Source organism: Candidatus Thermoplasmatota archaeon, assembly GCA_035541015.1.
In the GTDB taxonomy this organism is placed as follows: domain Archaea; phylum Thermoplasmatota; class SW-10-69-26; order JACQPN01; family JAIVGT01; genus DATLFM01.
This window is the reverse complement of sequence record DATLFM010000024.1, coordinates 1-17274: the sequence shown is the minus strand read 5'-3', so window position 1 is coordinate 17274 and position 17274 is coordinate 1. Positions and strand designations below refer to the sequence as shown.

17 protein-coding genes are annotated in these 17274 nt (G+C 71.9%); 11 read left to right on the top strand and 6 right to left on the bottom strand.

Annotated features, from left to right (window positions below; genetic code table 11):
- Window positions 1-71: 71 nt before the first annotated feature.
- The 3 genes from VM681_02250 to VM681_02240 are packed head-to-tail and all read right to left on the bottom strand — an operon-like array spanning window position 72 to window position 3633.
- A complete protein-coding gene (locus VM681_02250) occupies window positions 72-1649 on the bottom strand; it encodes an acyl-CoA carboxylase subunit beta (GenBank protein HVL86823.1) in 1578 nt (525 codons plus the stop codon).
- Between the two features lie 2 nt (window positions 1650-1651).
- On the bottom strand, window positions 1652-2140 hold the full coding sequence (locus VM681_02245; GenBank protein ID HVL86822.1) for a biotin/lipoyl-containing protein: 489 nt from the start codon (window positions 2138-2140) through the stop codon (window positions 1652-1654).
- Entirely contained in the window at window positions 2140-3633 is a 1494-nt protein-coding gene (locus VM681_02240; GenBank protein HVL86821.1) for an acetyl-CoA carboxylase biotin carboxylase subunit, read from the bottom strand. Before VM681_02240 ends, VM681_02245 begins: the two co-directional genes overlap by 1 nt.
- Before the next feature lie 108 nt (window positions 3634-3741).
- On the opposite strand from VM681_02240, the gene VM681_02235 reads away from it, so the two are divergent.
- Together VM681_02235 and VM681_02230 are read left to right on the top strand one after the other, a co-directional pair.
- Window positions 3742-4644, top strand: coding sequence for a right-handed parallel beta-helix repeat-containing protein (locus tag VM681_02235; GenBank protein HVL86820.1), 903 nt, complete (start codon window positions 3742-3744; stop codon window positions 4642-4644).
- Between the two features lie 43 nt (window positions 4645-4687).
- Entirely contained in the window at window positions 4688-5470 is a 783-nt protein-coding gene (locus VM681_02230) for a nucleoside 2-deoxyribosyltransferase (protein ID HVL86819.1), read from the top strand.
- Here VM681_02230 and VM681_02225 read toward each other — a convergent pair whose 3' ends face one another.
- Complete coding sequence (locus VM681_02225; GenBank protein HVL86818.1) at window positions 5471-6601, bottom strand: alanine--glyoxylate aminotransferase family protein; 1131 nt, start codon at window positions 6599-6601, stop codon at window positions 5471-5473.
- 130 nt (window positions 6602-6731) lie between these two features.
- On the opposite strand from VM681_02225, the gene VM681_02220 reads away from it, so the two are divergent.
- Window positions 6732-7343 (top strand): hypothetical protein, encoded by a 612-nt coding sequence (locus tag VM681_02220; protein HVL86817.1) that lies wholly within the window; start codon window positions 6732-6734, stop codon window positions 7341-7343.
- Here VM681_02220 and VM681_02215 read toward each other — a convergent pair.
- Window positions 7312-8442 (bottom strand): radical SAM protein, encoded by a 1131-nt coding sequence (locus VM681_02215; GenBank protein HVL86816.1) that lies wholly within the window; start codon window positions 8440-8442, stop codon window positions 7312-7314. The genes VM681_02220 and VM681_02215 overlap by 32 nt on opposite strands.
- A 97-nt stretch (window positions 8443-8539) precedes the next feature.
- Between VM681_02215 and VM681_02210 the strand changes: the two genes are divergently transcribed.
- Entirely contained in the window at window positions 8540-8935 is a 396-nt protein-coding gene (locus tag VM681_02210; GenBank protein HVL86815.1) for an STAS/SEC14 domain-containing protein, read from the top strand.
- Window positions 8884-9183: an RNA repair domain-containing protein gene (locus VM681_02205; protein HVL86814.1), complete on the top strand. Its 300-nt coding sequence runs from the start codon at window positions 8884-8886 to the stop codon at window positions 9181-9183. Before VM681_02210 ends, VM681_02205 begins: the two co-directional genes overlap by 52 nt.
- Here the strand turns inward: VM681_02205 and VM681_02200 are convergent.
- A complete protein-coding gene (locus VM681_02200; protein HVL86813.1) occupies window positions 9159-11735 on the bottom strand; it encodes a penicillin acylase family protein in 2577 nt (858 codons plus the stop codon). The two genes, VM681_02205 and VM681_02200, sit on opposite strands and share 25 nt — an antisense overlap.
- A 60-nt stretch (window positions 11736-11795) precedes the next feature.
- On the opposite strand from VM681_02200, the gene VM681_02195 reads away from it, so the two are divergent.
- From VM681_02195 to VM681_02170, 6 genes are all read left to right on the top strand, one after another.
- A complete protein-coding gene (locus VM681_02195; GenBank protein HVL86812.1) occupies window positions 11796-12617 on the top strand; it encodes a CBS domain-containing protein in 822 nt (273 codons plus the stop codon).
- A 108-nt stretch (window positions 12618-12725) separates the two neighbouring features.
- A complete protein-coding gene (locus tag VM681_02190; GenBank protein ID HVL86811.1) occupies window positions 12726-13856 on the top strand; it encodes a helix-turn-helix domain-containing protein in 1131 nt (376 codons plus the stop codon).
- Window positions 13857-13904: 48 nt separating this feature from the next.
- Window positions 13905-15452 carry a helix-turn-helix domain-containing protein gene (locus tag VM681_02185; protein ID HVL86810.1) on the top strand — a complete coding sequence of 516 codons (1548 nt, stop codon included), beginning with the start codon at window positions 13905-13907 and terminating at the stop codon, window positions 15450-15452.
- Window positions 15453-15625: 173 nt separating this feature from the next.
- Complete coding sequence (locus VM681_02180; GenBank protein HVL86809.1) at window positions 15626-16216, top strand: 50S ribosomal protein L15e; 591 nt, start codon at window positions 15626-15628, stop codon at window positions 16214-16216.
- 3 nt (window positions 16217-16219) lie between these two features.
- On the top strand, window positions 16220-16678 hold the full coding sequence (locus VM681_02175) for an RNA-binding domain-containing protein (GenBank protein HVL86808.1): 459 nt from the start codon (window positions 16220-16222) through the stop codon (window positions 16676-16678).
- Between the two features lie 26 nt (window positions 16679-16704).
- The coding region (locus VM681_02170) for a hypothetical protein (protein ID HVL86807.1) at window positions 16705-17274 on the top strand (570 nt) is incomplete at its 3' end.

The following is a 17274-nucleotide window of genomic DNA, read 5'->3' as shown; positions in this document are numbered from 1 at the left end:
CGGGCTTCGGTTGCGGCCCTTGCGAAAGTCGCCGTCTGCCGGCCCCGCTCGCTCGTCCCGCGACGGCGCGACTAGATGACCGTCCCGTGCCGCTTGGGCGGAAGCGCGTACGTCTTGTCGCGGGCCGCGTGCAGCCGCCGCACGAGCTCGGACCGAAGCTCGGACGGCGGGACGACGGCGTCCACGACGAGGTCGTCGGCCATGACGTGGACGTCGATGTCGCGACGGTACTCCTCGCGCTTCTGCGCCACGAACCGCTCCCGCTCGGGGCCCTCGGGCACGGCGTCGATGTGGCGGCGGAAGACGGCGTTCACGGCGGCCTCGGCCCCCATCACGGCGATCTCGGCGCCGGGGAGCGCGATCGTGGCTTCCGGCTCGAAGGCCGGCCCGCACATGGCGTAGATGCCCGCGCCGTACGCCTTGCGCACGACGACGCAGAACTTGGGCACCGTCGCCGTGGAGGTCGCGTAGATGAACTTCTTGCCGCGCTTGAGGATGCCCTGCTTCTCCACGTCGAGGCCCACCATGAAGCCGGGCGTGTCGCAGAGGTACACGAGGGGAACGTTGAACGCGTCGCACTTGAGGATGAACTCGGCGGCCTTGTCGGCGGAGGCCGGGAAGATGGCCCCGGCGCGGTGACGGCTGTTGTTGGCGACGATGCCCACCACGCGCCCGGCCAGCCGCGCAAAACCGGTCACAAGCTCGGGCGCATAGTCGGGCGAGAGCTCAAGGAGCGAATCGGCGTCCACGAGGCAGTCGAGGAGCTCGTGCATGTCGAAGGCGGCGTTGGGATCGTTGGGCACGATGCCGGCGATGTCGGCGGGCGGCCGCGCGGGCGCGACGGCCTCGTACTGGGGCGGCTTCTGCGCGTGGTTGTCCGGAAGGTACGAGAGCAGGCGCCAGGTGAGACGCGCCGCGTCCTCCTCGCTCTCCGCGACGAGGTGGCACGACCCGCTCTCGCGCGCGTGGAGGTCGGCGCCGCCGAGCTCCTGCATGCCGATCGTCTCGCCCGTCACCATCTCGACCATGCGCGGCGAGGCGATGCACATCGCGCTCATGCCGCGCACCATGATCGTGAAGTCGCAGAAGACGGGCGTGTAGGCGGCCCCGGCGACGCACGGGCCGTAGAGAACCGCGATCTGCGGGATGGCGCCCGAGAGGAGCGAATGATAGTAGAAGTACTTCCCGATGCCGCGGAGGTTCGCGAAGAAGCCGGACTGGTCCGTGATGCGCGCGCCGCTCGAGTCGACGAGGTAGAGGATGGGCTTCTGCGCGCGCAGGGCCCGCTCCTGCAGGCGCAGGAACTTCTCCACGCCCTTCTCGGCCATGCTGCCGGCCTTCACGGTGTAGTCGTTGGCCATGACGTACACGGTGCGCGAGTCGAGCTCGCCCACGCCCGTCACCATGCCGTCGGCGGGAAGGTCGGGGTTGCGGTTGTTGGCAAACAGGCCGTCCTCGTACGAGAGGCCGCCGGGGAAGAACAGGTGCAGCCGCTCGCGCACGAAGAGCTTGCCCTCCTCCTTGAGGGCGTTCCGGTATTTCGCGGGGCCGCCTTGCTGGAGGCGGCGCGTCTCCTCGGCGAGCTTGGCCGCGAGGTCTTCGAGCCCGCGCGCGGGCCGCGACGCGCCCTGCCGCGTTTCCTGCGTCATGCCTAGCCCTCCAGGTCGACGAGCACCGCGTTGGCCTCCACGACTCCGCCCTCGGACGCGTGGACCTTCGCCACGCGGCCGGTCGTGGGCGCGTGAACCTCGTTCTGCATCTTCATGGCTTCGAGCACGAGCAGCACCTGGCCTTTCTGGACGGCGTCGCCCTCGCGGACCTTCACGGCCACCACGCGTCCGGGCATGGGCGTGCGCACGCGCGCCGGTCCGGCGGCTCCCGCGCGGTGCCGGCCGGGCCCGCCCCCGGGCGAGAAACCGACGACGCGGAACTCCACGAGGTGGCCGTCGATGCGCGCGTGCGTGGGTCCGCGCGTCTCGACGTGGAACGTGCGGCCGTCGAAGGCGACCTCGATCGTCTTGCCGCGCCGGCGCGCCTCGACCGAGAAGGTCTTGTCGCCCGCTTCGATCGCGACGCGCTCGTCCTCGCGCTCGATCCAAAGGTCGTGCGTCTCGCCGTCGATCTCGAGGACGACGTGCATCAGGCGTCCCTCCGCGGGACCCTGGCCGGCGTCGTGTGCCGGTGGTGGAGGGTGCCGATTCCCCCCTCGGGCGCCTGCGCCAGCGCGGCGGCAAGCGCGACGGCGCGGCGGCGCGCCTCCTCCGCGTGGGCCGCGGCACGGGCGCGCAGGTCCGCGAGGACCGGGCGCTCCTCGAGGAAGCGCGTGGAGAGCTCGCCCTTGCGGAAGGCGGGGTCGGAGAGGAGAAGGAGGTGGAGGTCGCGGTTCGTGGGGAAGCCCCGGATCTCCAGATGCGAGAGCGCGCCGCGGGAGCGCGCGAGGGCCTCGCCGCGCGTGGCGCCGTGCACGATCACTTTGGCCACGAGGCTGTCGTAGTGGCTGGGCACGGTCCATCCTTCGCGAAGGCCGTGGTCCACCCGAACGCCCTCGCCGTCGGGCACGCGCAGGCGCCGCACCGGCCCGGGGCTCGGGCGGAAGTCGTGCAGGGGATCCTCGGCGTTGATCCGGAACTCGATCGCATGCCCCCGCAGCCGCACGTCCTCCTGCCGAAGCGAAAGCTCCTCGCCCGCGGCGATGCGAAGCTGCCACCGGACGAGATCCGCGCCCGTCACCATCTCCGTGACGGGGTGCTCGACCTGGAGGCGCGCGTTCACCTCGTTGAAGTGGAAGGCGCCGTCCTGGAGCAGGAACTCCATCGTGCCGGCGTTGCGGTAGCCCCCGGCGCGCGCGAGCTTCACCGCCATCGTTCCGACGCTCTGGCGCATGGCTTCGGAGAGCGCCGGGCTTGGCGCCTCTTCGAGGAGCTTCTGGTGCCGGCGCTGGATGGAGCATTCGCGCTCGCCCAGGTGGATCACGTGGCCGTGCGCGTCCGCGAGGATCTGCACCTCGATGTGGCGCGGTCGTTCGAGGTACTTCTCGACGAACATGGCGCCGTTGCCAAAGGCCGAAAGCGCCTGCGCGGACGCGTCGGCAAAGAGGCGGGGAAGTTCGGCCTCGGAGCGGGCCACGCGAAGGCCCATGCCGCCCCCGCCGCCGGCGGCCTTGAGCATGACGGGAAACCCGACGCGCCGCGCGACCGCGAGCGCCTCGTCGGCGTCCTTCACGGCGCCCTCGCTTCCGGCGGAAACGGGGACGCCTTCGCGAACCGCAAGCTTGCGGGCCGCCACCTTGTCGCCCAGCGCCTCCATCGCCTCGGGCGGGGGACCCACGAAGACGAGTCCCGCCTTGCCGACGGCGCGCGCGAAGCCGGCGTTCTCCGAAAGGAACCCGTAGCCGGGATGGACGGCTTCCGCGCCCGCGCGCTCGGCCGCCTCGAGGATCGCTTCCTGGCGGAGGTAGCTTTGCTGCGAGGGGGCCGGACCGATGGCGACGGCCGCGTCGGCCAGGCGCACGTGGAGCGCGTCCGCGTCCGCGTCGCTGTGGACGGCCACGGTGCGCACGCCAAGTTCCCGGCAGGCGCGGATCACGCGGCAGGCGATCTCGCCGCGGTTGGCCACAAGCAGCGTCCGGAACATGGTCGGCCAAGCCACAACGGACGATGGCTTAAAGGGTTCGCAGCGCGCGCGGCGCGGTGCCACGAAGGTGGAACAAACGGCTTGGCGTCGGCGCCGCGTGGGCGGGCCATGATCGCCCGAATCCTCGCCCTGGCGCTTGCCGTCGTGGTTACCGTTCCTGCAGCGTCGGCGGTTTCTCTCGCCGCAACCACGACCGATCCGTGCGCGGACCCAACGCCCCACCCCCCGATCGCCATCCTGGGCGACGACGACTTTGCGCGGCCCGGAAACGGCGTTGTGGGCGGCGCGGGAACGCCCGCCGACCCGTACGTCATCTGCGGTTGGGACATCGCGCCCCAAGGCGTGGACGGCATCCTCCTCAAGGACACGACCCGGCACGTCGTCATCCGCAACAACGTCGTCCACGACTCGCTCGTCGAAGTCAAGCACTACGACACCTCCGGCGTCGTTCCGCTCGACAAGCGCATCCGCGCGGGCGTGTACCTGTACAACGCGGAAAACGTCGTCGTGGCCGACAACGAGATCGTCCGCATGGAATGGGCGATTTCGGTGACGGTCTGCGCCTGTTTCCTCATTCCCGGCGCCGACGGCATCGCCGTCGAGTTCTCCTCTGGCGTCACGGTCACGGGCAACCGGCTCGAGCGAAACTCGGCCTTCGGCGCCCGCCTGCGCGAATCGACGGACGTCGTCTTCTGCGGCAACGTCGTGCGCGAGAACCGCGGCCATGGCGTGGGCGTGTACAACGTTCCCGGCGTCTTGCTGTGCGGCAACGACGTGCGCGACAACCACGCCCCGACGGAGCTCATCGTCTCGGCTTCGCCGGGCGCGCAGGTCGTGGACAACGTCGTCTGCGGACACCACTTCGCCGGCGTCGCGATCACCTTCGGCTCGCACGGAAGCCTCGTCGCACGAAACGCGCTCGCGGGCGCCCAAAACCCGATCCACGTGCAGGGCTCCGACGGCGTGACCGTCCAGGACAACGTCCTCCTGCCCGCGTGCCCGACGGCGTGAACGATTCCTCCGCCTTGAAGAGGCGTGGCGGGATTCCGCCCGCATGCGCCTGTACCTCGCCTCTCCGATCTTCGCGCCGCGCGACCGCGCCTTCGTCGCCGCGGTGGGCGCTCGGCTGCGCGCGAAGGGGCACGAGGTCTTCCTGCCGGCCGAGACGTTCGCGCCGCCTCCCGCGCGGCCGTCGCTCCGCGAGCGCGAGGCCACGTTCGAGGCGAACGTGCGCGAGCTTCAGGCGGCCGACGCCGTCGTCGCGATCCTCGACGGCGCCGACGCCGACTCGGGCACGGCCTTCGAGGTGGGCGTCGCGTGGTCGCGCTGCGTCCCCGTCGTGGGCGTCCGAACGGACTACCGCACGCTTGGTCCCGAAGGAAGCGTGAACCTCATGCTCGAGCGCGCCTGCTCGGTCCTGCTCGCGCTTCCCGACGCGCCCCCCGCCCGCGTCGCCGACGCCGTCGCCCGAATCCTCGACACGCCGCTTCTTCCGCCCGGCGGGAAGCTCGTGCGCGACCGCCTGCCCTCCGTCGTGCGGGCGCAAGGGCGCCGCGCGACCTCGCGGCGGGTCCGCTCGCCCGCAAAGCGCGAGGCGCTTCTCCTTCGCAAGCTCGCGGAGGAAGTCGGGGAGCTCGGGCGAGCGCGCGGGCCCCGCGAGCGCGCCCGCGAGCTGTGCGACCTGTGGGAGGCGCTTCGCGCCTACGCGGACCTCCACGGTCTTGGCGCCCGCGCCCGGCGCGAGCAGGTCGCCGTGCGCGAGCGGCTGGGCGGCTACGGCGGGGGCGTCGTGCTCACGCGCCTGAGCGGCCGCGAGCCCGCACGCCGCCGTCGTTGACTACGCTTGCGAGACGGCCTGCGCCGCCGCGCCGGCGTCGCACTTGAAGCCCTGCTCGTTGAGCGTGGCCGCGACGGCCGCGAAGGCGGCGGCGATCTCGTTTTTGCCCACCGTGCCCATGTGGCCGATGCGGAAGATCGAGCCCTTGACGGGTCCTTGGCCGCCCGAAACGACGACCCCGCGCTTCTCCTTGAGCGCGCCGCGGAACTTCGCGTCCTCCACGCCCGACGGGTACCGGATGGCGGAGACGGTGTCCGAACGGTGGGCCTCGTGCGCAAAGAGCGAGAGACCCAGCGCCTGCGCGCCCGCGCGGGTCGCCCGCGCCGTCGCGGCCACCTGCGAAAAGCGCGCCTCGCGCCCCTGCTCCTTGAGCAACCGCAGGCCCTCCACGCAAGCAAAGTACAGGTGGGTGGCGGGCGTGAAGGGCGACTGGCCCTCCTTGCGCCACTTCTCGAGGTACCGCGAGAGCGACAGATAGTACGACTTCTTGGGCTTGAGCGCGCGCTCGGCCTCCGGCGAGAGGCTCACGAAGGCAAGGCCCGGCGGAGCGCCGATGCACTTCTGGCTTCCCGTGATCGCCACGTCCACGCCCCACGCGTCCACGGGCACGGGGATGCCGCCGATGCTCGTGATGCAGTCGGCGATCACGAGCGCGCCGTGGTCGTGCGCGAGGCGCGCGATCTCGCGCAGCGGGTTCGTGAAGCCCGTGGACGTCTCGTTGTGCGTGAGCACGACGGCCTTCGCGCCGCCGCGCAGCGCGGATTCGACGGCGGCAAGATCCACCGGCTGGCCCCACGCGGCCTTCACGGTCGTGCACGTTCCGTAGAGGTCGGCCAGGCCGGCCATGCGCTCGCCGAAGTTGCCGTTGGCCACGGCGACGACCTTGTCCTGCTTGTCGACGAGGCTTTGGATCGCCGCCTCCATCCCAAGCGTGCCCGATCCCGTGAGCGCAAGGACGGGGTTTTGCGTGTCGAAGGCGTACTGGAGGAGGTCGTGGAGCTCGCGCGCCACGGCGGCAAACTCGGGCGCGCGGTGGTTGATGGCGGGCCGCTCCATGGCGCGCAGGACCCGCGGGTGCATGCGGATGGGGCCGGCCAGCAGGAACAGGTTGTCCTCGGGGTCAAAGGGCATGGGCCGGACAACAGGCAGCGCCTCTAAAAAGGCTCCAGCGGCTGCGATGAACATTCATCGCAACGCCGGCGGACGTTCCCCGCTCCCGCGCCCACAGGTTCTTTGCCCCGCCGGCGCCACCGACTCACGTATGGGACGGGGGCTTGTCGCGTTCGTAGGCCCGCTGCTGGCGCTTGCCGCCTGCGGGCTGCTCCTTGCCTCGCCGAGCACCACGCGCGTGCCCGGCGCGGCGCTCGAATCCGAGCCCGTGGTGGAGACGGCTCCTGCGCCGTCGTGGCTTCTCGTCGATTGCGTGGGCGTTCGCGTCCGCTCGACGCTCGCGCTCGATTGCGGGGCCACGCACGAGGGCGTCGACGACCTCGGCCGGACGCTCCTTCTGGTTCGCAACGCAAGCGTGGGCGTGCAGGGCGGGCTCGCGGGCCGTCTCGACGTGGAAGCGATCGAGGGCATCGTTCGCGCGCGCAGCGCGCCCATTCCCGGCGAGCCGTTTGCGTTTGCCACCCTCCGCGACGCCAACAAGACGCTTCTCCTGGACGTCGCCGCGACGGCGCCCTTGGGCCAAGCCCGCGTGGAGTCGGCCGGCGCCGACGTGGACGGAGCGAGCCTGCGTTGGCAGTGCGACGTGCAGCCGATGACCGCGCGCGTGGAGGAGGGCGCGGGCGCGGCCGTAGCGCGCGTCGAGCTTTTGCGTTGCGAGGCGCGGCTGTCGCTCACGGAACGGGCCGCGAGCGGGCCCGGTTGAGCGGCGTGCGCTCGACCTCGACCTCCTCGTCGGTGGGGTGGACCTCCGACAGGAAGCACGGGTGCGGAATCCGTTTGGCGATCTTCTCCAGCACCCAGGGGGCGACTTCGAGCCGATCCTTGCGGACGACTGCAAGGTCGGCCGGAACGTCGAAGTCGTCGCGCAGCGACTCCCGCAGCGCGCGGGGGTCGGGGCATTCGACGACGCCGCGGAGGAGCGTCCCCTCCTCGGTCACGATCTCGTGCGGGCGCTTCACGCGCTCGGCGCGGCGGCGGAAGCGCTGGGCGAGCTGGATGCGGTCCTTGAAGGGCGAGGAGCAGTAGTGGACGGGCATGCGAAGCCCGACGGATTCGAGGAGGATCCGCCGCGCGGCCGCCTCGGCGCCGGCGACCTTGTTCGTGTCGTCGGAGGCGTAGTCGAAGCCGCGGGCGAGAAGCTTTCGCGCGTTTGTCTCGCTGAACTCGAGCTCGTTCACGTTCACAAAGCGCACGCCGTTTTCCGCGCACCACCGGAGAAGCGCCATCGTCTCCTCGTGCATGGGCGGCAGGATCGGAATCTCGACGCCGACGACAAGGCCGGCCTTGCGCGCGGCGGGGACGAGGCGCGCGTGGTGGCCCGCGTCCATGTCGCTCCAGTGCTCCTCGGGGGGATGGAATCGGATCTCGTCGAGGCCGGCGTCCTTGAGCTTTGCAAGCCACGCGGGGTCGAAGTCGACCTGCGTGTAGAGGTGCACGTGGTGGCGCGGGCCGAAGGCATCCTTGAGCGCGCGGCAGTACGCGACGACGCGCTCGGGGGCGTACATGGGATCGCCGCCGGTGATGCCCGTGCCGTGCGCGCCGATGAGGCGGGCTTCGTCGACGACGCGCGCCACGGCGTCGGGCGCGGCGGGGTCGATCCGCCGCTCGTTCGCGTAGAGCTGGTCCTTGTTGCGCCGTGCGGCGGACACGGGGCAGTAGAAGCACTTCCAGTGGCAGACGCCCGTGACGTAGAGGACGAGCTTCTCTCCGCGCGCGCACTGCTTGCACCCTTGGGCAAGGGGCCCCACGGCAAGCGAATCGCCGTGGATGCGCTCGACGGATCGGGCCGTGGAGGGGGTCAACGACCGATTCGAGTCCGAGTCTCCTTGATAAGGCTATCGCCCGCTCGGCCGCCAGGCTACTTAGCCAGGGAGCGACAGAAGCGCAAGGGGTGAGCGGGTGAGCCACGCGACGTTCCTCGATGAGGACGGGCGCATCGTCGTGGTCGTTCGAGGCGATCAGATCGCCGCGGGCATCCGCGAGATGGGCCGGCAGGTGAAGGCGCTCGCGGAGGCCGCGGGATCGCCCGCCTCGGCGCGCATCCTCGTCGACCTTTCGCTCGTCGGGCAGGCCGACGCCGACGCCCGCCGCGCCGGATCGCAGCTCCTGCACACGATCGCGTTTGGACGCGCGGGGCTCTTTGGCGCAAAGCCGATCCCGCGCCACTTCACGAACCTCATGCTGCTGGCGGCCCGCATGACCGACCGCATCCGGCTGTTCGAGACGCGGGAGGAGGCGCGGCGGTGGGTCGACGAGATCCGCGCGCCGGCGGCCGCGCCGGAGGCGGGCCCCTGAGCGAGAACGCCATCCGGGACCTGCTCAATCGCCACAAATGGGAATCCCGCGATCTCGACCGCGTCGTCGTCACGTATCGCCACCGCGGGGCGCCCGGCGACGAGGCGCAAGTGCGCGGAAGCGACGTCCTCGACGTGGGCCCGTCGTTCCTCGCGCTCCGGGGCGGCACGATGATCCCGTACCATCGCGTGCTGCGCGTGCAGGTGGGCGATTCGGTCGCGTTTCAGCGCGCCGACGCCGGCTTGTAGTCGAACCGAACGTAGGGGTCGAGCTGGTCGCTCACGTGGCGCCCGAAGCGGCCGCCAAGCGCGTCGGCCAGAGCGACGTGGCCGCTTTGCCCCGGCGGCACGACCGTGCGCATGGAGCCGTCTCCGAAGTCGGCGATGTAGTTGATGCTGCCGCGGTTCTGCTGCGGCATGGAGAGCTCTGGGCCCAACCCGCGCGGCGTGTAGTGGATGCGGGCCATGGGCCGCCGCCAGTCCTCCGGCGAGGGTCCGAAACGCTCGGCCAGGCGCGCGTCGAGGTCGGCGAGGCTTGCGGCGACGACGTCGGCGGCCGTCTCGCGTTCGGGCGTGGCGACGTCGTCCCACCAACCGTGCGCGAGGTCGCCGCGCAGGAGCGCCAAGAGGACCGACTCCGAGTACGCGCTCGTTCCGTGGTCGTCGTTGTTGGAGCCGGAAAGGTCCTTTCCCCACGAGGGCACGCGAGCGTGCGGCCCAAGCTCGTCGCCGAAGATGCGTTCCTGGAGGATCTCGCGCCACGTCTCGTAGGCCGCAAGGCCGGGATGGTCCACCCGGCCGTCGTCGTCCTCGTCGCGGATGGGGAGGCCCAAGGAAAGCCAATCGGCGACCTGGGCGGTCGCGGGCGTTCCGGGCGAGGCGAGCAAGAGGAGCCGCGGCAGCACCGCGTCGGCGAAGGCGTCGGCCATCGAGACGTCCTCGTACAGGGCGTTGAGCCGCGCGGCGTCGAGGGGGCCTTGCGCGATGGCCTCGCGCACGGCCCCGTCGAGCGCGGTCCATCGGTGGCTGTCGCCCCAAAGCCACGGCCGGCGGTCCATGTTGGACCAGCCCTCCGCGGGGTTGTTGTTCCAGTTGACGACGTACCCTTGGCGCGGGTTGGCCACCTTGGGGAGGCACGAGGGCGCCCAGACCTTCGTCCACTCCGTCTCGGGGTCGCCGGGCCGCGGAAGGCGCGGGTCGTACGTGGGCGGGCGCGCGGGCACGCGGGCGTTGTGCCACAGCGCGATCGTGCCGTCGGCAAACGCTGCGATCGAGTTTCCGCCCGTGATCCGGGCGGACTGCGCGTCGACGAGATCGAAGAGCGATCGCGGATCGGCCGAGCGCGCGGGAAGGTCCTCGCGCAGCGTCACGAGCGCGCCCGAGAGCTCGCCGCCCCGCGTGGTCGCGTGCTCGACGAGCGCGACGCCAAGCGTCGGATCCCACGCGACGACGGGTCCGAGGTGGCTCTGGCGCACGGCGAAGGTCTCGACGCGGGGCGGCGCAAGCGCGGGCGGCGCAAGCAGGCCGTTCGCGGCGGTGCGAGCGGTGGTCCACCGGTCGGCGACGGCGAAGGTCTCCTGCCGAAGGACAAACGGCCGCAGGTCGTCGCCGTAGAGGTAGCGTTCGGGATCGCCCGGGTCGAGACGTAGCACCACGAGGTCAAGCTGGTCCCCGTAGCCTGTCGTCTGCACGAACGCGCCGGTTCCGTAACGGCCGCGAAGCAGCGGCGGCTCGCCGGGCTTCACGAACGCGTTCCAGGTCGCGTCCGGGAAGCGGATCTCGGCCTCCCAGTACACGGCGGGCGTCTCGTAGCCCACCTGCGGGCCGCCCAGCAGCAGCGGCGCGCCCGAGACCGTGTGGGCGCCCGACACGGCCACGGCGTTCGAGCCTTCGCGCGGGGCGAACGGCTGCGGGACGTCCACGAGCGAATACGCGCTTAGGCCGGCGCGCGGGGTGAACGTCACGGAGGCGGACGCGTCGAAGAACGGACGCGCGCGTTCGAGGAGCGAAAGCTGCGCGGGAAACGGCCCCGGCGGCGAGGCGACGGGCGCGTAGCGCAGTTCCCGGGGTGGAATGGACGGCGGTGCGTGGAGGCTCGTGCTGGGCACGAGATCGCCAAGCCGATCGACGGCGCCCTGCCGGCCGAAGAGGTCGAGCAGGCGGAAATACAGGCGCGCGTTCGCCGTTTCGTTTCCCGAGTCGGCGCCTTGCGAGAGGACGAGCACGGCGTCGTCGGCCGTCCACGGGCGCGGCGAGAGGCCGGTTGCGACGAACTCGCCGGGCAGCCGGGAAGGATCGGCGCGGACGTCCTCGATCCAGCGGTTGATGCCCGCCACGTGCGCCTCGAGCGAGAGGCGGACGTCGGGCGCAAGCGCGGCCAGAAGCCCCGCGCGCTGCGCGGAGGTGGGCATGCGCGTGCGCGTGAGGAGGTCGGCGCCAAGCTGCGATTCGCCGTACACCTCGGAGAGGGTGCCGTCGGCCGCGCGTCGCTTCCATTCGAGCTGCCACAGGCGGTCCTGCGCCATCGCGTAGCCGGCGACGAACCAGGCGTGCGCGGTCGATTCCGCCTCGATGAGCGGTACCCCGAACTCGTTGCGGGAGAACGACGAGGACGGAGCGGGGAACGACGGAAGCCGGGGCGGAGGACGCGGCGAGGCTTGCGGCGTCGGCGGCGGGTCGACGAACGCCTCGCACGAGAGCTCCGCCGCCGCGCGCGAGGGCGGCTCGGCGGGCGCAAGGCATCCGGCGAGCGCGGGCGCAAGAAGCGCAAGCAGCGCCAGAGGCGCGAGGGAGAAGCGCACGCGGCGCGAGCGCCGGCCCGCTCCAAAAGCTTAACGTCGCCGCCCCGCATCGCCCGCCCGGTGGCAAAGCCGCTCGTCCGGGACTACATGACGACGGAGGTCGTCACGATCCATCCGAGCCTCACCATCCGCGAGGCCATCGACCGCATCGTGCAGGAGGGACACGTGGGCCTTCCCGTGGCCGAGGGCAAGGTCCTCGTGGGCTTCCTCACGCCCAAGGAGCTCCTGCGGAACGCGCACCGGCCCGACGCGCGCGTGAGCGACATCATCGCCAAGGGCACGATCGTGGCGCACCCCGACATGGATCTCGAGGACGCCGCGCGAATCCTCTTCCGCATGGGCGTGCGCGAGCTTCCCGTCGTGGACGACGACGGCCACATGGTCGGCATCGTCAGCACGACGGACGTCATCCGAAGCCACATCGAGCGCGTGACGCCCACGAAGATGGAGAAGCTGCGCGACACGATCGAGAGCCTGTACAACATCCGCGTCTCCGTCGATCGCCAGCGCGTCCCCATCGCAAACCTCCTGCCCACGCAAAAGCAGATCTACGCCGACGAGCTCGAGGGCCGAAAGCGCGAGCTCAAGCGCGGCCTTGCCGAGCCCATCCTCATCATCCTGAAGCGGCCCCAGCCCATCCTCGTCGACGGGCACCACCGCGTGGTCGCCGCGCAACGCTTGGGCCTCCACGAGCTCGACGCGTACGTGCTGCGCGTGGAGGCGGAGATCGAGCTTGGCCTTGAGCGCAACGCCCACGCAAGCGGCCTGCACTCGCTTGCCGACATCCAGATCAACGACTTCGGACAGCACCCGCTCGTCGAGGTCACGACGCGCCTTCTCAACCGGGAGAAGGACCGCGAGCCGGGCGCGCGCAACGCGTAGGCCGCCGGCCTTGACCTTCATATCCCTTCTCCGAGCGTTTTCCAAACCTCGATACGGCAGCACGGCAAGCTTTATCGCCGCACACCGGGAAGGGGGGCCGGGAGAGCCGTGCGGACCTGGTGCACGATCGTTCTAGGCGTCCTCGTCGCCGCGCTCACGGGCGCGCCGGCGTTTGCCGCGTACTCCTACGAATCCATCGAACCGCGTCTTGAGGACAACGGCGACGGCTCGATCACGATCCTCTTGGGAACGAACGCCCGCCGCGACGACGTGCCTCGCGACGCCGAATCGCGCGGCGTCTCCTTTTCCGCGCCCGACCCCGTGGAGGCGGACGTCCACGTGAGCGACGAGATCCGGCCGCCGCGGCCCACCTCCTCGGTCGTGACGGGCGTTCGGGTTTCCGTCGATGGAGCCTCCGACGGCCGCCCGCGCCTGCGGATCGAGTGCGGCCAGGTCGGCGTCCTCACGGTCTCGTGCCGCGCGCGGGCGGGAATCCCCGCGCCCGTTCCGGCGGACGTCCCGCCCGCCGCGCCCGCGGACGACAGCCCCGCGACGCCCATCCACGGCGACCAACTCGCGCCCTCCACCGGCTCGGCAAACGCGCCCCACGTCGACGCGCCCTCCGCCTCGCCGGCGTCCCCGCCCCCACCGGCGCGCGAAACGCTTTTCCCGCGTGAGGTCCACCCCGTGGTCGCCTCGCAACCGCCGACGCGCGCCGCCTTGCCCGAGATTCCCGCGGCCGTGCTCGCGGGTCTGCTGGCCCTCCCGCTTCTCGCCTACGCGCTCTACTCGCGCATCCGCCCCGGCAAGGAGCTCGACCATTCGCTGCGCGCCCGCATCTACGCGGCCGTCGGCTCGCGCGAAGGGGTCACCGCGGCGGCCCTCGGAGAGGAGCTGCAGGCGCACCTCACGACCGTGCTCTACCACCTGCGGCGCCTGGAGGCCCGCGGGTACGTTCGCCGCGTTCCCGGCGCCGGCGCGGGCTTCTGGACGCTTCCCGACCGCGCGCCAGACGTGGTCCGTCTCTCGGCCGTGCGCGTCCCCTTGGCCCGGCGGATCGAGGCCGCCGTCCGCGAACGGCCCGGCGCCGGCTGCGCGCAGATCGCCCGAAGCGTGGCCGCGCCGTTCGACTCCGTGTACTACCACTTGCACCGCCTCGAATCGGCGGGCCTCGTGCGCCGAGCGTCCGGCGGCGACGGCCGGGCGCACTGGCACCCCGCGCCTAGCGCTTTCGAATGAAGCCGGGAAAAGGTTCATGAGACCCCAGGCCGCCTGGCGGCGGGGAGAGTGCGCGTGCGCCACGTGGCGCCCATGGCGTGCCTTGTGCTTCTCGTGACGACGGGATGCGCCGGCGCGACGACCGTGGGCTTCGAAGCGGAGGCAGGCCTTCGAGGAGCCCGAGCGTCGATCGTGCTGGCCGACGCCTCGCACGAAGCCGCGGCGCCGCTTGAGATTCCCGCCGTCGAGCCCGTGGAGGCGAGCCTCACGGCCCCTGCCGTCGTCCTGGAGCCGTTGTCCTTGCGTCCCTTCGAGCCGGCCTTCGAGATCCTCGCTGCGCTTGCCGCCGTCGAGCTTCCCCGCGTGCGCGTTCCCGCGCGCGACCCCGTCGATCCGGAACGCTTCTTCACGCCCGCCGACCCGTGCGGATCGGATCCGCTCTGCCCGGCGAACTTCCTCCGGCAGGCTCGCGCATGGACTGGCGCCGCCGGCGCGCTGTGGGACCACCTGGCTCCGCTTCTCCCGCGCCCGGCGGCCGAGGCGCTCCCCCCGCGTCCCGTCGAGGAGGCCGACGATGTCTCCGACTGCCTTGCCCGCACGTCGTACTTCATCGACGCGGGACGATGGACCCGGTGCGGCCTCGACAACGCGCGCGCGGCCGCTGACAACTACCACGAACGCGTGCCGCGCCCGCAACTCGCCGCGCCTCCGATCCAACGCGAGACCTCCGTCCGCATCGAGCCGCCCCCCGTCGGAGGCGTGGAGATCCGCGTCGGCACCGGCCCAATCGCGTTGCCGGAGCCGCCCGCCCCGCTGGGCGCACCCGTGCGCCTTGAAGGCGAGGTCCGGTTGCCGGAACCCGGCGTCGATCCCGGCGCGTCTCCCGAGGGAACGCACGCCCCCTCGCTCGACCGAGCGCAGCCCCGGCCCGACGAGGACGCCCCCGCGCGCCTGCCCGGGGCTCCGTCGCTTGCCCCCGGTTTTGCAAACGTCCGCGCGACGGCGCCGGCCCCCGAGCTTCCCGCGCCCCGCGCGGCGACGGGAAGATCCGAGGCGATCGACCCCTCGCGCGTGACGCCCGAGCGCGCGTCGCCCCTGTCGCTTGCGCTCGCCGCCGCGCTTGCGCTCCCGCTGCTTGCGATCGCGCTCTACAGCCGCATCGCCCGCGACCGCATGCTGGCACAGCCCCTGCGCGGGCGCCTCTACGACCGCGTGCGCGCCGCGCCCGGAACGACGGCCGCAGCCCTTGCCCGCGAGTTTTCCGTCGACCTCACGACCGCGCGGTACCACCTCGTCCGCTTGGAGCGCGAAGGGCTCCTGCGCTCGCAGCTTGCCGGCCGCTCGATCTACTGGTTCCCGCCCGAGGCGCGCGTGGACGTCGCGGCGGCCGACGCGACCTCCGCCGAGACGGCGCGCCGCATCGCGCGCCTCGTGGGCGAGCGGCCGGGAAGCACGACGACGGAGATCGCGCGCACGGCCGGCCTTCGCGTGGACCTCACGCACTACCACCTGCACCGCATGGCGCGCGCAGGCCTCGTCGCGCGGTCGGAGGGAAAGCGGCGGGCCGCGTGGGTCCTTTCCGGCGGCCAGGACGTTTCCTGCGCAATTGCGCAGTAAAGCTTCGGGCCCCTCCCACCCCCCACATTTTTATACCCCAACCGGTTTGCAAAGCCGCCACCCGATGGGCCTTGCCTTTCGGGTCCTCCGGAGTTGTACCAGCCCCTGGCCGGGGCGGGCCGGGAGCCTCGCTGCGCTCGGCCGATGGCGAATCCGCAACGGCAGGTGAAATCGTGTCGAAGTCCGCGTACGCATTCATGAGCGAGCTGTGGGATCGTCCCCGCGACGGCCCCCTCGAGGACCTTGTCAAGAGCCGCCTCATCGCCTGGCGCCGCGAGGCCGTCGTGGCCCGCGTCGAGCGCCCCACGCGCATCGACCGCGCGCGCTCGCTTGGCTACAAGGCCAAGCAGGGCTTCGTGATCGCCCGCACGCGCGTTCGCCGCGGCTCGCTGCGCAAGCGCCGTCACCAGCGCGCGCGCAAGCCGGCCAACGTCGGTGTCCGCAAGATCACGATGGGCAAGTCCATCCAGCGCATCGCCGAGGAGCGCGTCGCGCGGAAGTTCCCCAACCTCGAAGTCCTCAACTCGTACTGGGTCGGCGAGGACGGCAAGCACAAGTTCTACGAGGTCATCCTCGTGGATCCGTCGCACCCGGTCATCCAGTCCGATCCCAAGCTGCAGTGGCTCCAGGACCCGGCCAACCGCAAGCGCGTCACGCGCGGCAAGACCTCGGCCGGCCAGAAGGGCCGTGGCCTCATGTACAAGGGCAAGGGCGCGGAGAAGGTCCGCCCGAGCCTGCGAGCGCACGGCCGGCAGGCAAAGTAGGCCATGGAGGAACCCCCGGGGCGCGCCCGCGCGCCCCGCGCGCTTCCTTTTCAGCGTGCCAGCGTCCACGTCTTTGGGCACGCGACCGAGCGCATCGAGAAGGTCGAGGAGGCGCTGCGCGCCGTCGTGGGCCCCGCGCCCGTGCGCCAGCGGCGCGTCACGGGCCACCACGGCAATCCGATCCAGCATTTGGAGGCGGAACTTTCCGGCGGCGACCTCCGCCGCACGATGGAGGCGCTCCGCGAACGCCACGGGCCGAAGCTTGCGGCCGAGGCCGACGCGCGCCTCTCCGACGACCTGTGGTTCTACGTGCGCTTCGACAAGCAGCGCGCCGCGCAGGGCGAGATCGTCGTCGCGCAGGTGGACGACGCGATCCGCTTGCGGGCCAAGGTGAAGACGTTCCCCGCCAACCGGGCAAGCGCCCTCTTGGCCCTCGGCGACTACTTCGGGGGACAAATATAAGACGAGGCGGCCGCATCGAAACGAGCATGCGACTGCCGTGGAAGAAGGCCGCCGAGGCGCCCCCCGCGACGGCGCCCGAACCGACGCCCGCCCCCGAGCCGACGTCCGCGCCCGAACCGGCGACTCCCGCCGCGCCCGCCGCCCCGCGCGGCGTCCGATTTGTTCCTCTCGAATACTCGCCGCCCGAGCCGTCGCCCGAGGCCGCGCCCGCGCCGCCGGCCGTCCCGACGGTCGCGCCGGCGGCCGCGGAGCCCGCGGCGGGGGTCGCGGCGCCGACGCCCGAACGGAAGCGCCGCTTCGCGCCGTCGCTTCCGGCCGTGTCGCTGCCCCGCCGCGCCAAGGCCGCCGAGGCGGCGGAGCCCGCGTTGCCAAAGCCGACCGAGCCCGCCGCCCCGTCTTCGCGCACGTCAACGCCGGAAAGCCCCGCGCCGACGTCCGGACGCCGCTTCTCGTTTCCAACGTCGTTCTCGCGGCGCAAGGCAGCCGCCGACGTGGCGCCCGCGCCGCCGGCCGCCGCGGTTCCGGAGGCCCCGACGCCAAAGCCCGAGCCCGTCGAAACGACGATCGCCTCCATGCCGGCCCCCGCAGCGCTTGCG

What these genes read in the sequence shown, in the direction of transcription:
- VM681_02250 (HVL86823.1), bottom strand. Translation starts at nt 1,649, where the DNA reads ATGACGCAGGAAACGCGGCAGGGCGCGTCGCGGCCCGCGCGCGGGCTC.
- VM681_02245 (HVL86822.1), bottom strand. Translation starts at nt 2,140, where the DNA reads ATGCACGTCGTCCTCGAGATCGACGGCGAGACGCACGACCTTTGGATC.
- VM681_02240 (HVL86821.1), bottom strand. Translation starts at nt 3,633, where the DNA reads ATGTTCCGGACGCTGCTTGTGGCCAACCGCGGCGAGATCGCCTGCCGC.
- VM681_02235 (HVL86820.1), top strand. Translation starts at nt 3,742, where the DNA reads ATGATCGCCCGAATCCTCGCCCTGGCGCTTGCCGTCGTGGTTACCGTT.
- VM681_02230 (HVL86819.1), top strand. Translation starts at nt 4,688, where the DNA reads ATGCGCCTGTACCTCGCCTCTCCGATCTTCGCGCCGCGCGACCGCGCC.
- VM681_02225 (HVL86818.1), bottom strand. Translation starts at nt 6,601, where the DNA reads ATGCCCTTTGACCCCGAGGACAACCTGTTCCTGCTGGCCGGCCCCATC.
- VM681_02220 (HVL86817.1), top strand. Translation starts at nt 6,732, where the DNA reads ATGGGACGGGGGCTTGTCGCGTTCGTAGGCCCGCTGCTGGCGCTTGCC.
- VM681_02175 (HVL86808.1), top strand. Translation starts at nt 16,220, where the DNA reads ATGGAGGAACCCCCGGGGCGCGCCCGCGCGCCCCGCGCGCTTCCTTTT.